Annotated in this window: 15 protein-coding genes and 1 tRNA gene; 7 read left to right on the top strand and 9 right to left on the bottom strand. The window is 43.0% G+C overall.

All coding sequences use genetic code 11. The features are described from left to right. Positions 1-96: 96 nt before the first annotated feature. The 5 genes from Q3W13_RS19630 to Q3W13_RS19610 form a co-directional block, all read right to left on the bottom strand. Positions 97-3,123, bottom strand: coding sequence for a DUF2723 domain-containing protein (locus tag Q3W13_RS19630; protein ID WP_302866684.1), 3,027 nt, complete (start codon positions 3,121-3,123; stop codon positions 97-99). A gap of 233 nt (positions 3,124-3,356) precedes the next feature. Next, positions 3,357-3,542 carry a hypothetical protein gene (locus Q3W13_RS19625; protein ID WP_302866683.1) on the bottom strand — a complete coding sequence of 62 codons (186 nt, stop codon included), beginning with the start codon at positions 3,540-3,542 and terminating at the stop codon, positions 3,357-3,359. Between the two features lie 181 nt (positions 3,543-3,723). Further along, positions 3,724-4,602 carry a hypothetical protein gene (locus Q3W13_RS19620; RefSeq protein ID WP_302866681.1) on the bottom strand — a complete coding sequence of 293 codons (879 nt, stop codon included), beginning with the start codon at positions 4,600-4,602 and terminating at the stop codon, positions 3,724-3,726. Positions 4,603-4,718: 116 nt separating this feature from the next. Then, positions 4,719-6,182 carry a cysteine--tRNA ligase gene (gene cysS, locus Q3W13_RS19615; protein WP_302866680.1) on the bottom strand — a complete coding sequence of 488 codons (1,464 nt, stop codon included), beginning with the start codon at positions 6,180-6,182 and terminating at the stop codon, positions 4,719-4,721. A 127-nt stretch (positions 6,183-6,309) separates the two neighbouring features. Beyond that, positions 6,310-7,266, bottom strand: coding sequence for an isopenicillin N synthase family oxygenase (locus tag Q3W13_RS19610; RefSeq protein WP_302866678.1), 957 nt, complete (start codon positions 7,264-7,266; stop codon positions 6,310-6,312). Positions 7,267-7,498: 232 nt separating this feature from the next. Between Q3W13_RS19610 and Q3W13_RS19605 the strand changes: the two genes are divergently transcribed. The 4 genes from Q3W13_RS19605 (at position 7,499) to Q3W13_RS19590 (ending at position 10,605) form a co-directional block, all read left to right on the top strand. Next, positions 7,499-9,127, top strand: a complete 1,629-nt coding sequence (locus tag Q3W13_RS19605) for a DUF6600 domain-containing protein (protein ID WP_302866676.1) — start codon at positions 7,499-7,501, stop codon at positions 9,125-9,127. Between the two features lie 79 nt (positions 9,128-9,206). Beyond that, positions 9,207-9,677, top strand: a complete 471-nt coding sequence (locus tag Q3W13_RS19600; protein ID WP_302866675.1) for a thioredoxin family protein — start codon at positions 9,207-9,209, stop codon at positions 9,675-9,677. A gap of 367 nt (positions 9,678-10,044) precedes the next feature. Then, on the top strand, positions 10,045-10,356 hold the full coding sequence (locus Q3W13_RS19595; RefSeq protein WP_302866673.1) for a hypothetical protein: 312 nt from the start codon (positions 10,045-10,047) through the stop codon (positions 10,354-10,356). 174 nt (positions 10,357-10,530) lie between these two features. Next, positions 10,531-10,605, top strand: a tRNA-Val gene (locus tag Q3W13_RS19590). Between the two features lie 265 nt (positions 10,606-10,870). Here the strand turns inward: Q3W13_RS19590 and Q3W13_RS19585 are convergent. Together Q3W13_RS19585 and Q3W13_RS19580 are read right to left on the bottom strand one after the other, a co-directional pair. Beyond that, complete coding sequence (locus tag Q3W13_RS19585) at positions 10,871-11,773, bottom strand: AraC family transcriptional regulator (protein ID WP_302866671.1); 903 nt, start codon at positions 11,771-11,773, stop codon at positions 10,871-10,873. A gap of 68 nt (positions 11,774-11,841) precedes the next feature. Then, positions 11,842-12,654, bottom strand: coding sequence for an SDR family oxidoreductase (locus Q3W13_RS19580; protein ID WP_302866670.1), 813 nt, complete (start codon positions 12,652-12,654; stop codon positions 11,842-11,844). A 290-nt stretch (positions 12,655-12,944) separates the two neighbouring features. Between Q3W13_RS19580 and Q3W13_RS19575 the strand changes: the two genes are divergently transcribed. Further along, positions 12,945-15,344, top strand: coding sequence for an ABC transporter permease (locus Q3W13_RS19575; protein ID WP_302866667.1), 2,400 nt, complete (start codon positions 12,945-12,947; stop codon positions 15,342-15,344). Positions 15,345-15,428: 84 nt separating this feature from the next. On the opposite strand, the gene Q3W13_RS19570 is transcribed toward Q3W13_RS19575, so the two are convergent. Continuing rightward, positions 15,429-17,252 (bottom strand): hypothetical protein, encoded by a 1,824-nt coding sequence (locus Q3W13_RS19570; protein WP_302866666.1) that lies wholly within the window; start codon positions 17,250-17,252, stop codon positions 15,429-15,431. Positions 17,253-17,530: 278 nt separating this feature from the next. Next, positions 17,531-18,484, bottom strand: coding sequence for a phytanoyl-CoA dioxygenase family protein (locus Q3W13_RS19565; protein WP_302866665.1), 954 nt, complete (start codon positions 18,482-18,484; stop codon positions 17,531-17,533). Positions 18,485-18,606: 122 nt separating this feature from the next. On the opposite strand from Q3W13_RS19565, the gene Q3W13_RS19560 reads away from it, so the two are divergent. Both Q3W13_RS19560 and Q3W13_RS19555 read left to right on the top strand, forming a co-directional pair. Further along, positions 18,607-19,464: an AraC family transcriptional regulator gene (locus tag Q3W13_RS19560; RefSeq protein ID WP_302866663.1), complete on the top strand. Its 858-nt coding sequence runs from the start codon at positions 18,607-18,609 to the stop codon at positions 19,462-19,464. Between the two features lie 298 nt (positions 19,465-19,762). Further along, positions 19,763-20,086: a hypothetical protein gene (locus Q3W13_RS19555; RefSeq protein ID WP_302866662.1), complete on the top strand. Its 324-nt coding sequence runs from the start codon at positions 19,763-19,765 to the stop codon at positions 20,084-20,086. Positions 20,087-20,161 lie beyond the last annotated feature (75 nt).

The raw sequence follows: 20,161 nt of genomic DNA, 5'->3' as shown, positions 1-20,161 counted from the left end.
ACGCGCTTGTAGCTTTTACGGAATTAATGTCAGTGAATAATTAACCTTACGAAGCTAATGACTTCGCAAGGTTTTTGAGAGTAAGTTTTATGAAGATTACCTTATCAGCGCAGCAAACTTATTTTCATAATCAGTCAACTCTGCCTTTATATTTTTGCTAAGCTCCGGTTGGTCGTTATTCCTTACAGTGTCCGCCATACTGTTTAACACCTGTACGCCCAACTGAACAGTGCGCACATCAAGCCCGGCATTGTTGTCAGTAAGCAATTGGTAATTATAATCTAGCTGGTCTTTTATAAAATTGTTCACGCCTTTTACGTATCGCGTAGCCAATTCTTTATCACCAAGAGAATACGCAGTTTGCGCTATAAAAAATTTATGAACGGCAGAATCAATGTCCGGGTTTATGTCCGGCATTTGCTCATCAAATTTATGAATAGCTTTCAAAGCCAAATCGTTACGTCCGTCTTTCATCAAACCATTAGCCAGGTCGTTGAAAGTGCGTTCAATGGTTTGGTAAAATTGCGTCAATGACACATCATCCAAATATTTAGCCTTTTTATAGTTACCGAACTTAAACTTGTTTACAACATTGTCGTACATTACCAGGCTGTTGGTCTTAGCCCCTTCATTACCTGCGTAATATTTGTCAGTTTTAAAAGGTATCAGGTGATATACAAAACCTTCCTTGTATAAGTAAGGCTGCAGGCCAAACATGCTTTCAGGGCCCATCGTTGCAGTGAAGCATATCGGTCGGTCCCAGTTGTTGTGGGCGAGGATATCAATCATCGCCAGGTGATCTTTAGTTAAATAATTTTGTGATATCTTCCATTCCATCGTATCGGCAACCTTACTTTTTTGGTCTGGAGTAATCACGCCTTTTTTAACCAGGTCGTCAGCATTTACAGTTATTTTAAAGTTTTTAGCAGGCAGGTAGTTCGCCATTTCACCACTTTGATAGGCTACCTTAGCGCGCTGATCATCCGAGGTGATAAAATCGAACACATCTTTCATTTCTACAGCGCCGGCTATTTTGGCATCGTTATAATAAATAACATCGCGCGTACCCGATTTATATTTATCAAAAGGCATAGTGATAGGCAAAGGAGCAGATTGGTTCATCTTTTTCTGCATCTGGCGTATGTACCAATCGCCGCTGAAAAGGCTTAAACAAACTATGCGCACATCCGGGCGGATGCCTTCCACTTCCTGGTCGTACCATAAGGAGTAGGTATCATTATCGCCGTAGGTAAATAATATTGCATTTTTAGGGCACGACATAAGATAGTTGTAAGCCATATCATGCGGGATAGTTTTAGTTGAACGGTCGTGACCTTTCCATTCTTTAACGGCCAGCAAGGCTGGAACCGCGAGCATACATACTGCAAATGAGCCGACTGCCGCAATCTTTGCGTTCAGTTTTCTTCGTGCAAATTCAGCAACAGCAACGAAGCCCAGACCTATCCATATGGCGAACGCGTAAAACGAGCCAACATATGAATAATCCCGTTCGCGCGGCTGTATAGAATCCTGGTTAACATAGAGCACGATGGCTATACCGGTGAAGAAAAAAAGCAATGCAATTACCAGGGCATCCCTCCTTTTGGTTTTAAAATGATAAAATGCTCCCAGCAAGCCCAATATAAATGGCAAGGCATATAAAGGCATATAATTAGTTCCGCCCGTAACTGATTTTGGCAGATGTTTGCCGCCATCAAGTATGCCACTCGTCCAGTTCCCGTTAATATTTGCACTGCTCTGTTGCCCGTCAAATTCATTATACCGGCCTACAAAATTCCAAAGGAAGTAACGTGCGTACATCTGGTACATTTGCCAGCTAAACATCCATTTCAGATTATCAGCAAATGTTGGCGACTGATCGTCGGCCATGTTTAGCCACTGCTTGTAAAACTGCACATTCTGCGCATAATAAGGGTCTGAATCCGTACTCCACATTCTTGGCAAAAAAGTAGTATGGTCGTATACGTAGTCTATCTTTTTCCCGGCACTTTCATATCTGGTTTTTCCTCTTTGGTAAATCGTACCGCCCTCTTTAACATCAGTTACTTTGGCATCAAAGTAAGGCCCCGAAAGTAAAGGAACATCCCCATACTGAATACGGTTTAAATAGCCATAAAGCGTAAATGCATTATCCGGATGCGAGTTATTCAAGTCAGTATTAGCTGACGCCCGAATAGGAATATAGAAGAATGAACCGTAGCCAAAATAAATAAAAGCAATACATAACAAAGCCAAATTAAGCATTGGCTTACGTTTGCGGATGCTATACCATATCCCGCCGGTTATAACACCTGTCAGCAGCACTAAAAATATAGCTGCTCCGCTTCCAAAACCCAGGCCCGCACTGTTCACAAAAAACAGATCGAACATAGCCGCAAAATGGACTGTATATCCTCTGATACCAAATTGAACGAACGCCAGTATAGCGATACTGATCAGAAAGGCAATTATCCCCCTCCACACCGTAATATTGTGATATCTGCGAAAGAAATATACCATTGCTATAGCCGGAATTGTAAGCAAATTAAGCAGGTGTATCCCAATAGAGAGCCCCACCACATAGGCAATAAAAACGATCCATTTATCAGCGCCCGGCTCGTCGGCTTGAGCGTCCCACTTTAATATCGCCCAGAAAACCACGGCCGTGCAGAGCGACGATAGTGCAAATACGATGGTCTCAACAGCCGAAAACCAAAACGTATCAGTAAAGGTGAAAGCCAGTGCCCCTACAAGGCCCGACCCCATAATCAGGTATATAACCGATTCGCCTTCCCTGCCCCTACCCTTCAACATTTTTTTTGCAAGGGCTGTTATCGTCCAGAACAAGAACATGATAGTAGCGCCGCTAGCTAACGCCGACATCAAGTTAGTAAAGTACGGCACCTTAGCATTGTTGCCAAAAGATAGCAGCGAAAAAGCTTTGCCCAACATGGCAAACAATGGATACCCCGGTTGGTGTGAAACCTGCAGGCGATAAGCACACGAAATGAATTCACCGCAATCCCAAAAACTTACGGATGGCTCAAGTGTCAGAACATAGGTTGTGGATGCGATTGTAAAGCAAAGCCAGCCTAACAAGTTGTTGATCTTTTTGTAACGCATAACGGAGGTGTGTAGAGGTAGTTTCAAATTTGGGTTGATTGAGTTAGATTAAATTGAATGAGTTAATTTAATTTGTCATCATTCAATCAGAACCCTAATTTCTGCGATATTTTTTTACAGGCGTTGAATTTTAACACCTGTTAACATACTTTAACAAAATTCAGAAGGGATTTAACATTTGGCGGGATGCCAGAATGTCTTTATAAGGTAAGATCAAGCCGGTAAAAACTGCGTTAGTTCTTTTCAGTTATTTCGCTTTGTCTTAGCTCTTCGATTTTACTGTCGATTATTTGGATGGACTGCTCAAGCGTGAGCACGTAGGTATCATCTTGCTGATCGTTCTTGCCTGTCTTAGTTAAATAATTGAGTATTTCAACCATTCTTTCCTTTGATCGCTGGAATTTGTTCAGATCGGCCATACTCAAATTATTAATCAAACCTTTTTACGGTTGCATAGAGCCGATGTTTCAAACGCCTCTGATTATTTCTTCATTTTAGAATAAAGTAACACACTTGTTACAATTAACTATTGGTAACTAATTGTTAGCGAAATGAAAAGCCGGAATAATCCGGCTCCAGTCTCATTTCATTTCTAAGCTGCTATTCATTTTCGATAGCAGAGAACGCCTCTAATAAAATATTCCATTTATGGTTTTTATCAAGTTCCCATATACGCACGTAGTTGTAGTTGCTTACTATGCTGCCTTTCCTGATGCGGGCTTTGCCATAAGTATAGGCAAGGTCGTTGCTGGTTGACCTGCCTGCATTCACCGTTTTGGCATTAATGGTAATGCCTTCATTGTCAACAAACTTCATTACCTGGTCCTGGCCCGTCATCGGCTCAAAGCCAGGAAAGTAAAAATGGCCCTCGGGGCTTAAAAATTCTTTGTAAGTACCAAGGGTCGATATAGTTAATGAGTGATTAAACAATTCGTCCGTTGCCAGAATAATTTTCTTGGGGCCGAAAGGATCTTTGCTTGGCGCAACTTTTTTCTCTGGTTCAGGGTTGCGAAAATCAGTATTTATTTCTTTATCCGGTTCGGGATGCTGAATTCCCAGGTCAATCAGCAATTTCAGCTGGCCTTCGCCATTGTTACGCCACAACGACACATAGTCGCCATACACTTTATCGTCATCGCTTTTGCCATTTTGATAGGTATAGGGGCCTGCTGTAAAGGCAAGGTCGCCATTGGCAGATATACGCGCAAAGTTAGGCTTCCATTTAAGCGACCCAGACTGTTTATCGATGTTGTTGTAAAACTCGGTAATGTTAACAGCGTCTGGTTTAAACACTATTCCTTCCGGGTCGGCAACGGCTAAAAAGCCACCTTTTATGCCTTTGCGCTCAACAAGCTTATTAAAATTGCTTTCCGCGTCAATAACTTTTTGAACGTCAGCGGGAGGTGCATCGGCCGTTTGAGCAACTGAAAACTTGGTAATTCCGGATAGTATAAAGGCGAACAATATTATTTTCTTCATTTTTTTCATTGGATAATGCCGGGCAAATTAATAATAATTTATCGGGGGATATAGTAATTAAGAATGACAATTTAGTTAATTCCCCATATAAAGAACTTTTAACGCGAATTGTTTAATTAAATTTTACTCCAGTTAGTTCCTTCCTTGCTGTCGTTTAACTTGAAGCCTATTTGCTGTAAACCGTTTCGTATTTTATCTGATGTAGCGTAATCATGATTTACTTTCGCTTCGTTCCTTAACGCAATTATCATATCCATTATTTTAGGCAGATCATCATTTGCAGCCTGCTCACTTTTCAAGCCTAAAATATCCAGCACAAAGGTGTTCATCATAGTTTTTAATAACTGCAGGTTTTCAGCATTGATTTTCATCTTGCCATCATGAACAGAATTAATGATGCGTGTTCCCTCAAAGAGTTCAGCAATAAGCACGGGGCTGTTGAAGTCATCATTCATGGCCGCGTAGCAGCGGTCGATCAAAGGCTGTATTTCAATTTCATTGCTGCCCGATGGCTTTAGCCCTTCAAGTAAACTAAAAGCATTCATCAGGCGCTTAAAGCCTTTTTCTGATGCTTCCATGGCCTCATTGCCAAAATCCAGCGTGCTGCGGTAATGGGCCTGCAGCATAAAAAAGCGTACTGTCATCGGGCTATAACCCTTGCTGAGGATTTTATTATTACCTGAAATCAACTCGTGTGGTAAAAAGCTGTTTCCCAGCGATTTTGACATTTTCTGCCCGTTCACAGTCAGCATATTGGTATGCAGCCAGTATTTGGCCGGATTTTTACCGCACGCCGCAACGTTCTGGGCAATTTCATTAGTATGGTGCGTCGGCGCCAGGTCAAGCCCGCCGCCATGTATATCAAATTGGTGGCCCAGGTATTTACTGCTCATGGCCGAGCACTCCAGGTGCCAGCCGGGAAAGCCGATTCCCCAGGGCGACGGCCATTTCATCAGGTGCTCCGGCTTGGCTTTTATCCAAAGGGCAAAATCTAATTTGCCGTGTTTGTCGTCCTGTCCGCCGAGGGTACGGGTATTCACCAACAAGTCATCCAGATTGCGCCCGGTTAATATCGTGTAGTCTTGAGTTTGGTTATATTTTTCAACGTCGAAATATATCGAGCCGTCAACTTCATAAGCATAGCCTTTTGCCAATATCTCCTTCACCATCTCGATTTGCTCAATGATGTGCCCGGTTGCAGTTGGCTCGATACTTGGCGGCAGCGTATTGAATATCTGCATCACTTCATGAAAACCAACGGTATATTTTTGTACTATCTCCATTGGCTCCAATTGTGCGAGCTTTGCTTTTTTAGCGATTTTATCCTCACCCTCATCTCCCGCGTCGCCTTCTAGATGGCCTGCGTCGGTAATATTACGCACATAACGCACTTTGTAACCAATATGGCTTAAATAACGGAAGATCAGGTCGAAAGAAATATAGGTACGGGTATTCCCCATGTGCGCATCGCTGTAAACAGTAGGCCCGCAAACGTACATGCCTACATGCGGCGGATTAAGCGGCTCGAATTTTTCTTTTTTACGGGATAAAGTATTGTAAACAAATAGATTTTGTTCCATGAAGCAAATATAGTGATTGGGGATTAGAGATTAGTTGACTAGTTAATCCGAGATTAGTTGATTAGAAAATAGTTTTATACCAGTTAGTAAAACAATCCCTAATCGACTAATCTCTATTCACCAAGTCTCATTTTTTCAGGCCTATTTCCCTTAATCTTTCATCAAGGTATTCGCCTGCTGTAATGTCTTCGTATTGTTTTGGGTGATTTTCGTCAATACATTGTGGCAGGCAGGTTAAATCCATATTAACCTTCGGATGCAAAAAGAACGGAACTGAATATCTTGAATTTCCCATGAGCTCTCGCGGCGGATTCACCACGCGGTGTGTCGTCGATTTTAGCTTATTATTGGTTAAGCGCTGCAGCATATCGCCCACATTTACCACAAGATCCTCGCCATAAGCTTTAACCGGGAACCAGGTATTTTCACGGGTAAGGAGTTCCAGACCGTCTGCACTGGCGCCTATCAATAAAGTTATCAGGTTGATATCTTCATGCGCTCCTGCGCGGACTGCATCTTCCGGAAGCGCGTCAGGGTTAGTTATCGGAAAATAATGCAGCGTGCGCAATATAGAGTTGCCGTTATGCACTTTATCATCAAAATAATTCTCAGGCAAGTCCAGGTAAACCGCAATAGCTCTTAATAAATGAGTGCCTATCCATTCCAGTTTGCGGTAAACCCGCAGGGTTGTCTCGTTAAATGATGGCAATTCATCCACCATAATATTATCCGGATATTCTTCTTTTATCGGATCGCCGTCGGTAATGGTTTGGCCTATCTGCCAAAACTCTTTAAGGTCGGGGGCTGTAAAGCCCTTGGCGGTTTCCTTTTGTTTACCGGTGTAACCACGTTGTCCTGCCAGGCCGGGGATCTCATACTTTTGCTTTACTTCATCCGGTAATGAAAAAAGTGCTTTTACGTCTTCATAAAGCTTATCAATCAACTGCTTGTCAAGCCCGTGATTAGTTATCGTAACAAAACCTGTATCATTAAACGCCTTGCCTATATCTTCAGAAAATTGCCTGCGCCGGGCAACGTCTCCGCTTATATATGAATCTAAATCGAGCCTTGGAATATTAACCATGTAATCATCATTAAAATGTTCTGCAAAACTATTTAATTAAAAAGTAGTTGTAGAAAAGAATATTAAAATGTTACCAATAACAGACTTTACCTTTTGACTCTGAGGCAGTCATACTAAGGTATCAGATTGAGCTGGATGATTGAGTTAATTAATTTTTTGCGGAATGTGTAATTGCTATAACCCGGCCAATTTATTGAAAAAACACGATCCGCTATCGAGAAAAAAGAAAATCATGAAAGGACTAAATAAAATATGGGGAGCGGGCTTGTTAGCCTTGTCGCTGATGTTTGCGGCGCCCCAATATACCAAGGCACAGGAGGAGGATTACATTTCGGACCAGCAGTTTTATGACGACCTTGACCCTTACGGCACCTGGGTTAGCGACCCGCAATATGGCAACGTATGGATACCTGACGCTGAGGACGGCTTCAGGCCTTATGCTACCCGGGGACACTGGGTTTATACGGATTACGGCAATACCTGGGTATCGGATTATCCATGGGGATGGGCAACCTTCCACTACGGCCGCTGGCGTTATGATAACTATTATGGCTGGGAATGGGTTCCGGGCCATGAGTGGGCTCCTGCCTGGGTTAGCTGGAGACATGGCGGCGGATATTACGGATGGGCTCCGTTACTCCCCGGCATAAGTATAAGTATTTCAATAGGCAACAGCTATCGTGTGCCTGATAATTACTGGGTGTGCGCTCCGCAGGCTTATATTAACAGCCCCGTTATTTACAATTATTATGTTCCGCGGAGCAGGTCGGTTACCATTATTCGTAATACCACCATTATCAACAACACCTACGTTAATAATAACCGCACTTACATTGCCGGGCCGCGTCGCGAAGACATCCAGCGCGCCACCCGTAGAAATGTACCCGTTTACAGGATAAATAATGACAGCAGACCGGGTACTGCAAGGGTGCGAAATAATACTATAAATATTTATCGCCCGGCTGTGAACAAAACAGCCAATGCACGTCCGTCCCGTGTAATTGATGCTAATGCCTACCGCCAACAACATCCTACCCAGGCTATCGCCCGTACCGGTGGCCATGGTCCGGCTTATAACCGCGCTAATGCACAAAGACTGGCCCAAACTGCCAGGGCCGCAAGACCTGACGCTAAAGTTGTGCACATTAACCCGGCAGCAAACCGTCCTGCACAGCCAGCCGCCAGGCCAAACCCGGTACAGCCAAGGCAGCAGGAGGCAGTGCAAAGAAGCCAGCCGCAGGCAGAACAAAGGCGTCAGCAAGAGCAACAAAAAAGTCAGCAACAAGCACAGCAGCGCCAACAGCAGATTGAACAAAGACGCCAACAGGGCCGGCCAGCAGTTCAACCAGCACAGCAACGCCAGCAGCAGGCAGAACAGCGTCGCCAGCAGGAACAGCAGAAAAATCAGCAACAAGCCGCGCAAAAGGCTCAACAACAAACGTTAGAACGCGAACAACAAGTACGGCAAAGGACGCAACAGCAGGCGAAACAGCGTGAACAGCAAGCCCAGCAGCACGAACAGCAAGCTCGGCAAAGGGCACAACAACAGGCACAACAACGTGCTCAGCAAGCACAGCAAAGAGCCCAACAACAGGCGCAGCAACGTGCTCAGCAAGCGCAGCAAAGAGCACAACAACAAGCGCAGCAAAGAGCACAACAACAAGCGCAACAACGTGCTCAGCAAGCACAGCAAAGAGCTCAACAACAGGCGCAACAACGTGAACAACAAGCACAGCAAAGAGCGCAACAACGTGCTCAGCAAGCGCAGCAAAGAGCCCAACAACAGGCGCAACAACGTGCCCAGCAAGCTCAACAGCGACAACAGCAACAGCAGAGGCAACGCCCGCCCCATCATGAATAAAAACCCAGTTGCATAACATTAAAAATAACGCTTGTACTAATTTCAATGTGCAGGCGTTATTTTTACACCCTGATTAATTATGAAAAGAATTTTCAACTCCGGCATGTATAAATATGCCAATCTGATTTTATTAACGGCCACGCTGGCATTCATCAGTCCTAAACACTATCATTCCGTTTCGGTGACTGAGAAAGCGGCAACCGGCATTGTTTTTATAGAAGACTCGTGGGACGAAGCCCTTAAACAAGCTGCTAAACAAAACAAATATATTTTCGTAGATGCATACGCCACCTGGTGCGGCCCCTGCAAAATGCTCAAAGCCAGAACTTTTACGGATACTAAAGCTGCGGCATTTTATAACGCAAATTTTGTGAATGTGGCCATCGATATGGAAAAAGGACGCGGGCCCGAGCTCGCACAAAAATGGCAATTGCGCGCCTACCCTACATTGATAATTTTTGACCCGAAAGGCAAACCTGTTTTAGGAACTGTTGGTTTTATTAATGCCAGCGAACTGATCCGTTTTGGCAGGGAAGCTTTGAAAAAATAACGTTTAGTTTATTGTCCGGCTCCGAATTATTTTTTGCGGAAGGCAGTACTAACATTGGAAAATAAAAAAGGCCGAAAAACTCTCGCAGTTTTACGGCCCTACATCTACCTATGAAAAACAACCCTTTTGGAAGGGCATTTAAATATGTTCAAAAGTAGTGCCAGTTTATTTATTTGCTTTATAAGTTCAAAAAGATTTTGATTTTCGTAAAAAGCAATAGAATTGGGGAATTCATTACCCGCCACGCCGGAATATTTTTTCTCATTCCAGGCATAAGTTTAGATAATTAACAATAAAGAATTTATCAACATATAACGGTAAAAACTACAACCTGTAAACTATAACCTCTTATTGTTGTTATACTTACATGGATTACAATGTTTATCTGCTCGCCACCGACCCAAAAAATCCGTGCAGGGATGTTATCCACTCACGCGATACCCGTTTGAAGATCAGGGTATTTTGCCTCAATAAAGAATCCTTCAATCCCGACAGCAACGAAATTCAGTTATATGGTTACGCACAGGGGAAGCTGTACGCATTTGAAACGATCAACATTGCGGCCGAAGATGCCCTTGACGTTGTTAGCGCTATACAATGGTACGCCGACTACATTAATGCACCCGAAATGGAAATTTTACCCGACGATCCGCGCGGCGAACGGGAAGTAGCTATGTAAAACCCGCCTTTTTTCGCCTTTTCATTGCTTCAAAAAACTTTTTTCAATTTTTCTGTAACGGTAAACAATTGTTAATAACCCACTTACAAGCCTTCAAAAATCCACATTAAAAAAAAGTGAAATATTTTTTTGAAGAATAACTTTGAGCGTCTATATTTGCAGTCCCAAAACAAAGGGAGCTTAGCTCAGCTGGTTCAGAGCATCTGCCTTACAAGCAGAGGGTCACTGGTTCGAACCCAGTAGCTCCCACAAAACAAAGACCTCTTAGAGATAATCTAAGGGGTTTTTTGTTGCCCCTAAATTTCCTGTCTTTTCAAAGTGCGTGCAAATGTTTGCAAATTTTGCAGGCAACCAAAGGGTCAAGCAGAATAATTGTGGGAAAGGATAAAAATTATTTGCTTTACAGGAAATACAAATACGCCAACGCTTGTCAACTGCCTGCGAAACTCTTGGCCGTCTGATTCTGCCCGAAGGGCTTTTGGATTACTTTGAACTTGCTGATCCGCTCAGGAGTTCAGTTCAAATGCCGGTATTCACTGGGTGACTTTCCTGTCTTTGTCTTGAATATTTTGGTAAAATGCGAAGGGTGCTCAAATCCAAGTCCATAGGCAATCTCGCTGATAGAATAGCCGGTGCTCCATAACAAGGACTTTGCTTTATCAACCATTTCCAAATGAATATGCTCCTGCGTGGTTTTTCCGGTAAATTTATTCAAAAGGTCAGATAGATAATTAGGAGACAAACTGAGCCGGGATGCGAAATATTTAACGTTCGGGAGGCCTGCTTCTATCAGGGTACTCTGCGAAAAATAATCCTTTAACAGTATCTCGAACTGCTGCACGACGTCCGAATTTACCTTTGCTCTTGTATAAAATTGCCGGTCGTAAAAACGATTGCAATAGTTTAGCAAAAGTTCTATATTACTTACAATAAGGCCCTGAGTGTGCTTGTCGATATTTTGCGAGTACTCTTTTTCAATCTTTGCTACACAGTCTTTAATAGTCTGTTTTTCTTCTTCCGAAATATGGAGCGCTTCATTAGTCTCGTAGTTAAAAAAAGAATATTGATATATCTTTTTGCCAAGGCTGGTACCATGGATAAGGTCCGGATGAAAAAATAATGCCCAGCCCTCCTCTACCTTAACTTCCGGCCCGGGGGCGATAACCTGACCCGGCGCGGTAAACATGAGCGAACCTTCGGTAAAATCATAATATGCTTTTCCATATTTTAACAACCCATCAAATTTCTTGCATGATATGGTATAAAAGCCAAAACGGAAAAAGCCATCATCTTTGGGGCGCTTCCTGTAGAAATCTTCATGGTCGATTAAGCTCACCAGCGGGTGTTTAGGCGGTGCATATTGCACCAGTTTATGCAGATCGGCAATAGTCTGTAAATCGATATATTTTTCAGGCATATTTTCAGTGGATATAAAATTAACAAAATAACAGGACTCTGCCTGAAATTCCAGGCAGAGTCCTATTATCACAGAGCTGTTTGAGCAGTCATCATTTTTTTAAATTCTACGTCGTCCATCTGTCGTCGGGCTTCTACCAGTTGCAGGGCATCGGGGCCTACCGGGTATCTTAAGGTCTCTGTGCCATCAGTAGCGGCTCCGTAAATAACGTCGGCTACTTCGCCAATATTTTCCGACATAGGCCAATGTTCCAGCATGGCAATAAATTTGTTAAAAACTTCTTTGTAAACTTCAGGCCCGTCGGCGCCGATAAGTGTCATCGAGCGACCCGAAAATTCCGTTTTATACCCGCCGGGTTCAACTATCTTCATGCGTATACCCAGCGGATTGAGTTCATATTGCATAGACTCTGTCAGTCCTTCAACGGCAAATTTGGACGCATGGTACAGCGAAGCAAATGGAAATGTAACCCTGCCGCCTACAGACGAAACATTGATGATGACGCCCGATTTTTGCTGCCGCATTACCGGCAATACGGCTTTGGTAACAGCTATCAGCCCAAAGAAATTAACATCAAATTGCTGTTTCACCTGCTCTTCGGTGGCTGCTTCCATCGCACCTAATGCCCCGTACCCCGCGTTGTTCACCAGTACATCTATACGGCCGAACTTTGCCATGCCCTGCTCTACGGCACTTTTTATGCTATCTTTGTCTGTTACATCCAACCGGCCGACCAGAACGTCGTTCAATTCAAACAATTCCGTTTCGTTCTCAGGCGACCGCATAGTGGCGATCACATTCCAGCCTTTTTGATGAAATAATTTAACAGTTTCTCTTCCAAAACCGGATGAAGCTCCTGTTATAAACACTGTCTTTTTCATTGCTTTATCTATTTGTTTTTCTAAAGCAAAATTGCAGGTAATGTCGTGGGCAGGTTTATATATTTCTATGGAAGTCTTATACTTTTCAGGGATTCGACAAACCACCCAACGGATCTATTACAAACAAATATACGGCTGTTACCGTCCGCTACCGCACATCAAACCGTAACAAAAACGAACGCCGTACTATTAAAAATAATCACAAAACACTAACAATCAGCAACATAAAACTTTGGCACAAATTTTCATTACTCCAGTCAATATCCTTTGTGAATTTTAACCATGATGTTATGATATTCCATTATCTCAAAAGCGCTTCCAGAAGTATCGGCCGGAATAAGATTTATACAGTTATTAATGTACTGGGTCTGGCTATCGGGATGGCATGCACGCTGTTGATAGTTTTGTTTGTGAAAGATGAATTGAGCTACGACCGGTACAACGCAAATGCTGCCAATATCTATCGCGTAGTTCATGATTTTGTGAATTACGACGGCACTCGTCTGCCCGACGCAACCAGCCCTGCAGCCCTGGCCCCTGCGCTGCAAAAACAAATACCCGAAGTGCTGACCACAACACGTGTATATCCGAATTGGGGGCATATTTATTTAGTAAAGTACGGTGAAAAGAAAATGCAGGAAGAAAGGCTATACCTGGCCGACAGCAGCTTCTTTGATATATTTACCCAGGAATTTGTAAAAGGAAATGCCAAAACTGCGCTTGCAGATGTAAAATCTATCGTAATTACAGCATCAACCGCCAGAAAATATTTTGGGGCTGACGACCCCATCAATAAGACGCTTACCGTAGACGGATTCGGTGACATGAAAGTATCTGCCGTGATAAAGGATGTACCCGCCAATTCGCACTTCCATTTTGATTTCCTGGCTTCATTTAAAGCATTGGGAAATATCGACGATGTATGGGGACAGTATAATTATTACACTTATCTAAAAACAAGGGCGCCAATAAACACGGCAAACTTTGGGCATAAAATCCAGACCATTTATGATGAAAACAATCATAACCAGACTAAAAGCACATTTTGGGTACAGCCGGTAACTGATATTCATCTTAAATCGAGCCTGAAATGGGAACTGGAATCGAACAGCGATATTCTGTATGTATATATTTTTACGCTCATTGCTGTATTCATCGTACTGATAGCATCTATCAACTACATCAATTTAACCACTGCGACTGCTTCGGCCAGAGCTAAGGAAATTGGTGTTCGTAAGGTTATCGGCGGGTTAAAAAAATCGATTGTAAGCCAGTTGCTCACTGAATCGGTTTTAATTAGCTTGATGGCGCTGGCATGCGCGTTATGTATAGCACAACTTATTTTGCCCATGGTTAATGAGGTGACCGGCAAACAACTTAGCCTGACCAGCAGTACTTCGTTTTTAATATATGCGCTTGGGGCCACATTGTTGCTTGGCATAATTGCAGGAGTGTTCCCCGCTTTGTACATGGCATCCTTCAAGCCCGTAATGGTATTGAAGGGGTTTAAATCCAGCGAAAAGGGCGCGTTAAACCTTCGAAAAACGCTTGTTGTAGTTCAATTCACCATTTCCATCGTTCTTATTATCGGGGCCATAGTTATATCACAGCAAATGCAATTTATCCGCTCTGCAAAATTGGGGCTTACTACCGACAAAGTGCTCGTGATCAATAAAAGCCTTAGATTACCCAACAAACAATCCTATTTTAACGAAATATCAAAAGTAAAGGGGGTAAAAAAGATAGCCTTCTCGCAGGATATGATTGGCGATGTAAATTCAACCAGCTCGCTTAACGTAAAAGGATCTGAAAACAAACAACTGGTTAATTACCTGAGTGCAGGAGTCGGCTATTTTAAAGTTATGGGCATTGAGATAAAAGAAGGCCGCGGCTTTTCCGACAGCATTTTATCTGATACGCTAAGCAATGGTGTTCCCGGAAAACCGGAACAAATTATCGGTGGCATTGTGCTGAATGAGACTGCTGTAAAAGACCTTGCTATACAAAAACCGGTCATAGGCAAGGAAATATACTGGGGTAATAATAAAGATACAATGCATTATGTTAAGGTTGTTGGCGTGGTTAAGGATTTCCATTTCACATCTATGCGGAACAAAATAAAGCCGTTTGCGTTTATTCACTCCCCCCGCCATGAACAAAGCTTCACTTTAAAATTATCGGGCGATAATATATCAGGAACCATTAAACTACTGAAGGCCAAATGGAACGAGCTATATCCCGATAAACCATTCCAATACACTTTTATGGATGAAACATTTGCAAAACTCTATCAGTCCGACGCCCGTTTCCAGAAAGTATTTATCAGCCTGGTTATACTCGGCATTTTTATTGCAAGCCTTGGGCTGTTTGCGCTGGCTACATTTGCGGCACAGCAGCGCGTAAAAGAGATCGGAATCCGCAAGGTTTTGGGCGCATCCGTCATCAATGTGGTTGGCTTGCTATCGAAAGACTTTTTAAAACTGGTAATCATTTCGCTGTTAATTGCCGCCCCGGTTGGCTGGTATGCCATGAACAACTGGCTGCACAATTTTGCCTATCAAATCCATATCAAATGGTGGGTATTCCCACTGGCAGGCGTGCTTGCAATTATCATAGCGCTGGTAACCATTAGCTTCCAGGCTATTAAGGCAGCTATAGCTAAGCCGGTTAAAAGTCTGAGGACTGAATAACGATAAGAAATCACCACCTATCCAACCCACAAAAAAGCACCGGTGCAATTGCCGGTGCTGAATTATTATCGGGTCAGTCAGTAGTTATTTCTTCTTCTTTTTCAATTCTTCGTGCATAGCTGTCAGTGGTTCCAGTTCGCCATAAATATGGCTCAGATCGGATGGATTTAGTGATGGCGTAGTTCGTGAATGATGACAGGTAAAACATGAATAGATGGGTTGCTGAAAATAGGTCTCCATGGTAGTATTGGCCAATACACTTGTACCTATTGACACACCCGGTGCAGTACCATCAACACCATACACACCACCATTGGGCGCTGCGCCGCCCATCGTCCACGTTGCCCCCACCTGCAGGTATTTTGCCCTCACATCATTACCCAGCATTTTCTGTATGGTGTAATTGATGGAGATGATCTCGCTGTTTGATGCTGCCGAGCTTTGATCCTCCTGGTTGGTTACCGAATCTTTGGCACTGCCCCACGGTAAAACTGCCAGGGTATTACTTGGCGATATCGCATATCCTTGCTGTGCGCGTATGGTATCTGATGTTCCATTCAGCGGTGAAGGATTGAGATTGGTCATATGTGATATATTGACTGCTGTATCGGCTGCATTGGCATTAAACAGCCAGCCATTGCCGGTATCACGCGGCACAGTCTTTACTTTATGGTTATTGTCCACATATTGATATTCAGCATTCGGCGTATTGCTTTGTTGTTCAAAAGTCGCCCACGCCATTTCGGGGTGACCGGCTAAACTGCCTACTATGTGCATACCTACCATCGCCATCTTAACGGTTTTTTCGCCGTTAGGTATCCATTTAGTAGAATCCGATTTATTATAAGTAGGGATTACCGCCATAACGGTTATGTAATCGTCAGGATTGGGCAATGTGCTGGCCTCAACCCATGATGTTTTCAGCTCCATAGCTAATGCGGTTGAATCAGGAAGCGTTGCGTTGTTAGCTTTGGCATAAGTAATTATACTGTCCAATGCGCCCTGGGTGGTAGGGAATTGATTGCCATTAAGTTTCCCGGCATTCACCCCTGTAAAAAACCAGGCATATACATCGTTCACCATTGTTAAATAGTATACTAAGCCGCCATTTCTGGTCATTAACACATCTCCTGTAGCCTGCCCGGCTTCCGTTTGTACCTGGTTTCCCTGCGCATTAAGGAATACCGACTTCCCGTTTGCGGCGGTAAATTTCTGTACAATATCCAAATGTGCTGCTTTGTGCTGAACTACAGCTTTCGGATGGTCAATAACTTTCCCGGCCTTATCAAAAAATGTAAATATCCCTTTTGCATCGGCTGTTACGTGGTCAACCTCAACCTGGTTACCCGCACCGCTGGCAACCATGGCCTTTAACCTTGGCGAAGGCCTTGCCTGCTCAACCTCGTGCATTTTGCCTTTGGCATCAATTATTATAGGCAGATGGTCAGGGCCGTCTTTAGTAATATGGCTCGCCATACGAAGCGGTAAGGTTCCCGAATGTTGCTGCAGTTTGCGTTTTCCGGTTGAGTCGGCAGGTAATACGTCATAAAATAGTGGTGTCTCCAGCACGATATTGCCGCTGCCATATCGTTTGTTATTTGGCGATGTAAGCCATAAAAACGCATTGTGCGACCATTGATAAAAGCTGCAATTGTTAACATGCGGAAAAGTAACACTATTTGCCGGGTTTACTGCCCCGTTCGGTGACGCTGTCCCACTCACAAACCACGAATTAAATGTAGCCTGGGTAACAGTACATGAATCAAGTGCATCAGACGGTAATCTGACCTTGTCGACACTTGGTGATGCGGTTGCTGAAGTAGATGCGGATGGCGCTGTATTGTGGCATGCCCAAATTACGCCGCATAAAATTAATACTACAGTAATTGTTCTGGTTGAATGTTTCATTAACGTTGTGATTAAAAGGTTTAAAAATATTGCTAAACGGTTTAGGTTGGCGTTTTTTAGTAACGCCAAGTGGTTAACTATAAGGTAAATGTAAAAACATTTATTCCAATCCTAAGAAAAAGAATTTAATTATAGCGACGAAATAAGTTATTAACTTATTGTAAAAAAAACCATTCGTATTCAACATATAAACCACGTCTTGCTCATGTCGTTTGCCTGCGCAACACCCACCAGCCATACAGGTGTTTCTAAAACCTCGTTTCTGGTTATTTAATAACCTACCACTTTCTCAACCCCAATAACTTTTCGCCTAATTCACTCAACTTTGCCACTGGATTTTGCTTTTCGCGTTTCAAAGGATCTCCAGGGAAGGCATACCCTTCCATAGCATCGCGGTTTTGCCAGCTATTAATGCGCCATTGGCGCAGCTCTTCATTTTCCTCCTGGGCGGGCATCATGGCAATATATTGCGCTATCCGTACTTTATTGCCGCTAATATTCGGCCGTATGCCATGCGGCTGCAGACTGTTAAATATCAGCAGGTCGCCTGCTTCCATTTTTACTTTTACCGTTTCAAACCCGGTGGTATCGGGCTTATAGTGGTCACGATCTTCGGGCTGGGTCAGTTTCCAGGTATCATAGTTGCGGTACAGTTCAGGTATGCATTGAAAGCCGCCCATGTTTTCGTCGGTCTGGTCAGCCAACGCCAGTACACCCTGCACATTTTGAGGCCTGGTTTCCGGGTCATAATCCCAGTGGATAAATCCCTTATACTCAAAACCAGGACGCAGCGGAAAATTCAGATTGGCACGATCAATGGTCACCCAAAGCTTTTCTGTTCCCCATATATCGGCAAAGGCAGCATGCACTTTCGGGAACTGGCGGTTATCCCATAGGTACTGATGGTTATAAATCTCCACCATACCAGTATTGTTTAATTCCTTCATCTGCATCTGCGCATTAGGCTTTTTATACCAGGTTTCTATGTCGTTGGGGTCCTTGCCTTCATATTCCCATAAATAATCAGCCAGTCTCTTCACCTGTTCTTTAGGAACAGCATTTTTAATCACGACATAACCATTAGTCTCCCAAAAGGTCCAGTCGTCTTCGCTTAATATACGCAAGGGCTCGCCGTTACTGCGGTCGTTTAATTTTATCTGGCTTGATTTTGCTGTCGAAGGGTTACCCGGTATCTCCTTATGAGCATTCATGGCCATTGTTTCGGTCTGCATAATTAGTTTGGTTTAATACATCAAAAGTAGACCGGTTTAGCCGCTGTTTCCATCTATCCATTATCCACTATTTGCTCTCTATTAACATTTTTAATAAATTTGACATGCTAAATAATGGCAATATGAATGAAATTCAGTTAGAAAAGGTAGAATTTGAGCCAGGGAAATCTTTCAAGTTATTTTCACCCAGGCTGCGCAATACCTTTTTATGGCATTACCATCCTGAGTTTGAGCTGGTATATGTAGAGGCTGATGCAGGAATACGACATGTAGGCGCACATATATCTACCTATACCCAAAGTGATTTAGTGTTCATAGGCGGCAATTTGCCGCATCTTAATTTTGATTACCGTCTTAGGAGCGACTACCACCAGATCGTGATCCAGCTTCGTACTGATTTCCTGGGGACGGCGCTTGCTCTGGCGCCTGAGCTTTCATTGATCAAACAACTTTTTAAAACAGCAGAATACGGGATTGCGTTTAGCGGCGAAACAAAACAAATGGTGTCAGAAAAATTGAAGCAACTGGCCGACCTGGATTCGCTGGCACAACTTTTAGAACTAATAAATATCTTACAGCTGCTTGCGGGCTCAACCGAAACCGAGCGACTGAACAGTGATCTTACAAGCAGAGATTTCATTTTAAAGGATAAAATACGGATGGGCGCGATTTATGAATATATCGATGCCAATTTTCATAAAAAACCAGATGTTAACCTGGTTGCACATAAGGTGAATTTAACCACACCGGCCTTTTGTCGTTATTTTAAACGACAGACTAACATTACTTTTACCGAATTTGTAAATCAATACCGCATAGAAAGGGCTAAAAACCTGCTGATGCAAAACCATAATGTAAGCGAAACATGCTACGCCGTAGGGTTTGAAAGTATTTCCTATTTTAACAAGCTATTTAAACAAATCACCGGCGAAAACCCCTCAGACTTTCGCAGAAACTGGTACGTGAAAAGTAGCCATTGAGTACAGCCCGTAACTCAATAGACCGGCAAGAAGCCATATCCCGTTAATTGAAACAGTTGGGGAATTATAATCCCACTCCGGGAATTATTTCCAAATTAACCGTTGTGAAAAAAATATTTAACTTCTAATAAAAAAGACTAAAAGAATAGTAAACTACGCTTAAATATTCCTTTTTTAATGTCTCATAGATATATCGGTATAAGATTTGAACAATATGCAAGGCAATCATGCAGCAATTCTTTATAGAGATAAGAAAAAAAATAACTTAAAAATATAACGGGCTAAAACTAAAACACACATGAAAAAATCAAAATTATTAATTGCAGGCATTTTCTTCGCGCTGTCATTCCTGGCTTACACGCCGGCTCATGCCACTACTACTACAACTACACAAAGCAGCAGCATTTGGGATGGCTTAAGTGATTGGTGGAATAGCATTTTTGGCGGTGGTTCTGGTTCGGGTAGCGGCTCTGGCAGCACTTCGGGCTCCGGCAGCAGCTCAAGCGGCAGCACCAGTTTGCCAATTAATAATAACGTTTGGTTTTTAGTTGCAGCAGGCACTGTTGTGGGCTGCACCGTAATAATGAAAGCCAGCAAACGGCTGGCGACACAAAAAATATAATTACCGGATTGATATATTTTCTATTTATTCTCATTAATTGTAACTTTTGATTAATAAAACCCGTTAAAATCGCTT

This window comes from Mucilaginibacter sp. L3T2-6, from assembly GCF_030519355.1.
In the GTDB taxonomy this organism is placed as follows: domain Bacteria; phylum Bacteroidota; class Bacteroidia; order Sphingobacteriales; family Sphingobacteriaceae; genus Mucilaginibacter.
This window is presented reverse-complemented; position numbering and strand designations above follow the sequence as displayed.

Excerpts from the sequence above, each read along its gene's own strand:
- Q3W13_RS19630 (WP_302866684.1), bottom strand. The coding sequence starts at position 3,123 with ATGCGTTACAAAAAGATCAACAACTTGTTAGGCTGGCTTTGCTTTACA.
- Q3W13_RS19620 (WP_302866681.1), bottom strand. The coding sequence starts at position 4,602 with ATGAAGAAAATAATATTGTTCGCCTTTATACTATCCGGAATTACCAAG.
- Q3W13_RS19565 (WP_302866665.1), bottom strand. The coding sequence starts at position 18,484 with ATGCAGACCGAAACAATGGCCATGAATGCTCATAAGGAGATACCGGGT.
- Q3W13_RS19580 (WP_302866670.1), bottom strand. The coding sequence starts at position 12,654 with ATGAAAAAGACAGTGTTTATAACAGGAGCTTCATCCGGTTTTGGAAGA.
- Q3W13_RS19560 (WP_302866663.1), top strand. The coding sequence starts at position 18,607 with ATGAATGAAATTCAGTTAGAAAAGGTAGAATTTGAGCCAGGGAAATCT.
- Q3W13_RS19575 (WP_302866667.1), top strand. The coding sequence starts at position 12,945 with ATGATATTCCATTATCTCAAAAGCGCTTCCAGAAGTATCGGCCGGAAT.
- Q3W13_RS19605 (WP_302866676.1), top strand. The coding sequence starts at position 7,499 with ATGAAAGGACTAAATAAAATATGGGGAGCGGGCTTGTTAGCCTTGTCG.
- Q3W13_RS19585 (WP_302866671.1), bottom strand. The coding sequence starts at position 11,773 with ATGCCTGAAAAATATATCGATTTACAGACTATTGCCGATCTGCATAAA.
- Q3W13_RS19610 (WP_302866678.1), bottom strand. The coding sequence starts at position 7,266 with ATGGTTAATATTCCAAGGCTCGATTTAGATTCATATATAAGCGGAGAC.
- Q3W13_RS19625 (WP_302866683.1), bottom strand. The coding sequence starts at position 3,542 with ATGGCCGATCTGAACAAATTCCAGCGATCAAAGGAAAGAATGGTTGAA.
- Q3W13_RS19600 (WP_302866675.1), top strand. The coding sequence starts at position 9,207 with ATGAAAAGAATTTTCAACTCCGGCATGTATAAATATGCCAATCTGATT.
- Q3W13_RS19595 (WP_302866673.1), top strand. The coding sequence starts at position 10,045 with ATGGATTACAATGTTTATCTGCTCGCCACCGACCCAAAAAATCCGTGC.
- Q3W13_RS19555 (WP_302866662.1), top strand. The coding sequence starts at position 19,763 with ATGAAAAAATCAAAATTATTAATTGCAGGCATTTTCTTCGCGCTGTCA.
- cysS (WP_302866680.1), bottom strand. The coding sequence starts at position 6,182 with ATGGAACAAAATCTATTTGTTTACAATACTTTATCCCGTAAAAAAGAA.
- Q3W13_RS19570 (WP_302866666.1), bottom strand. The coding sequence starts at position 17,252 with ATGAAACATTCAACCAGAACAATTACTGTAGTATTAATTTTATGCGGC.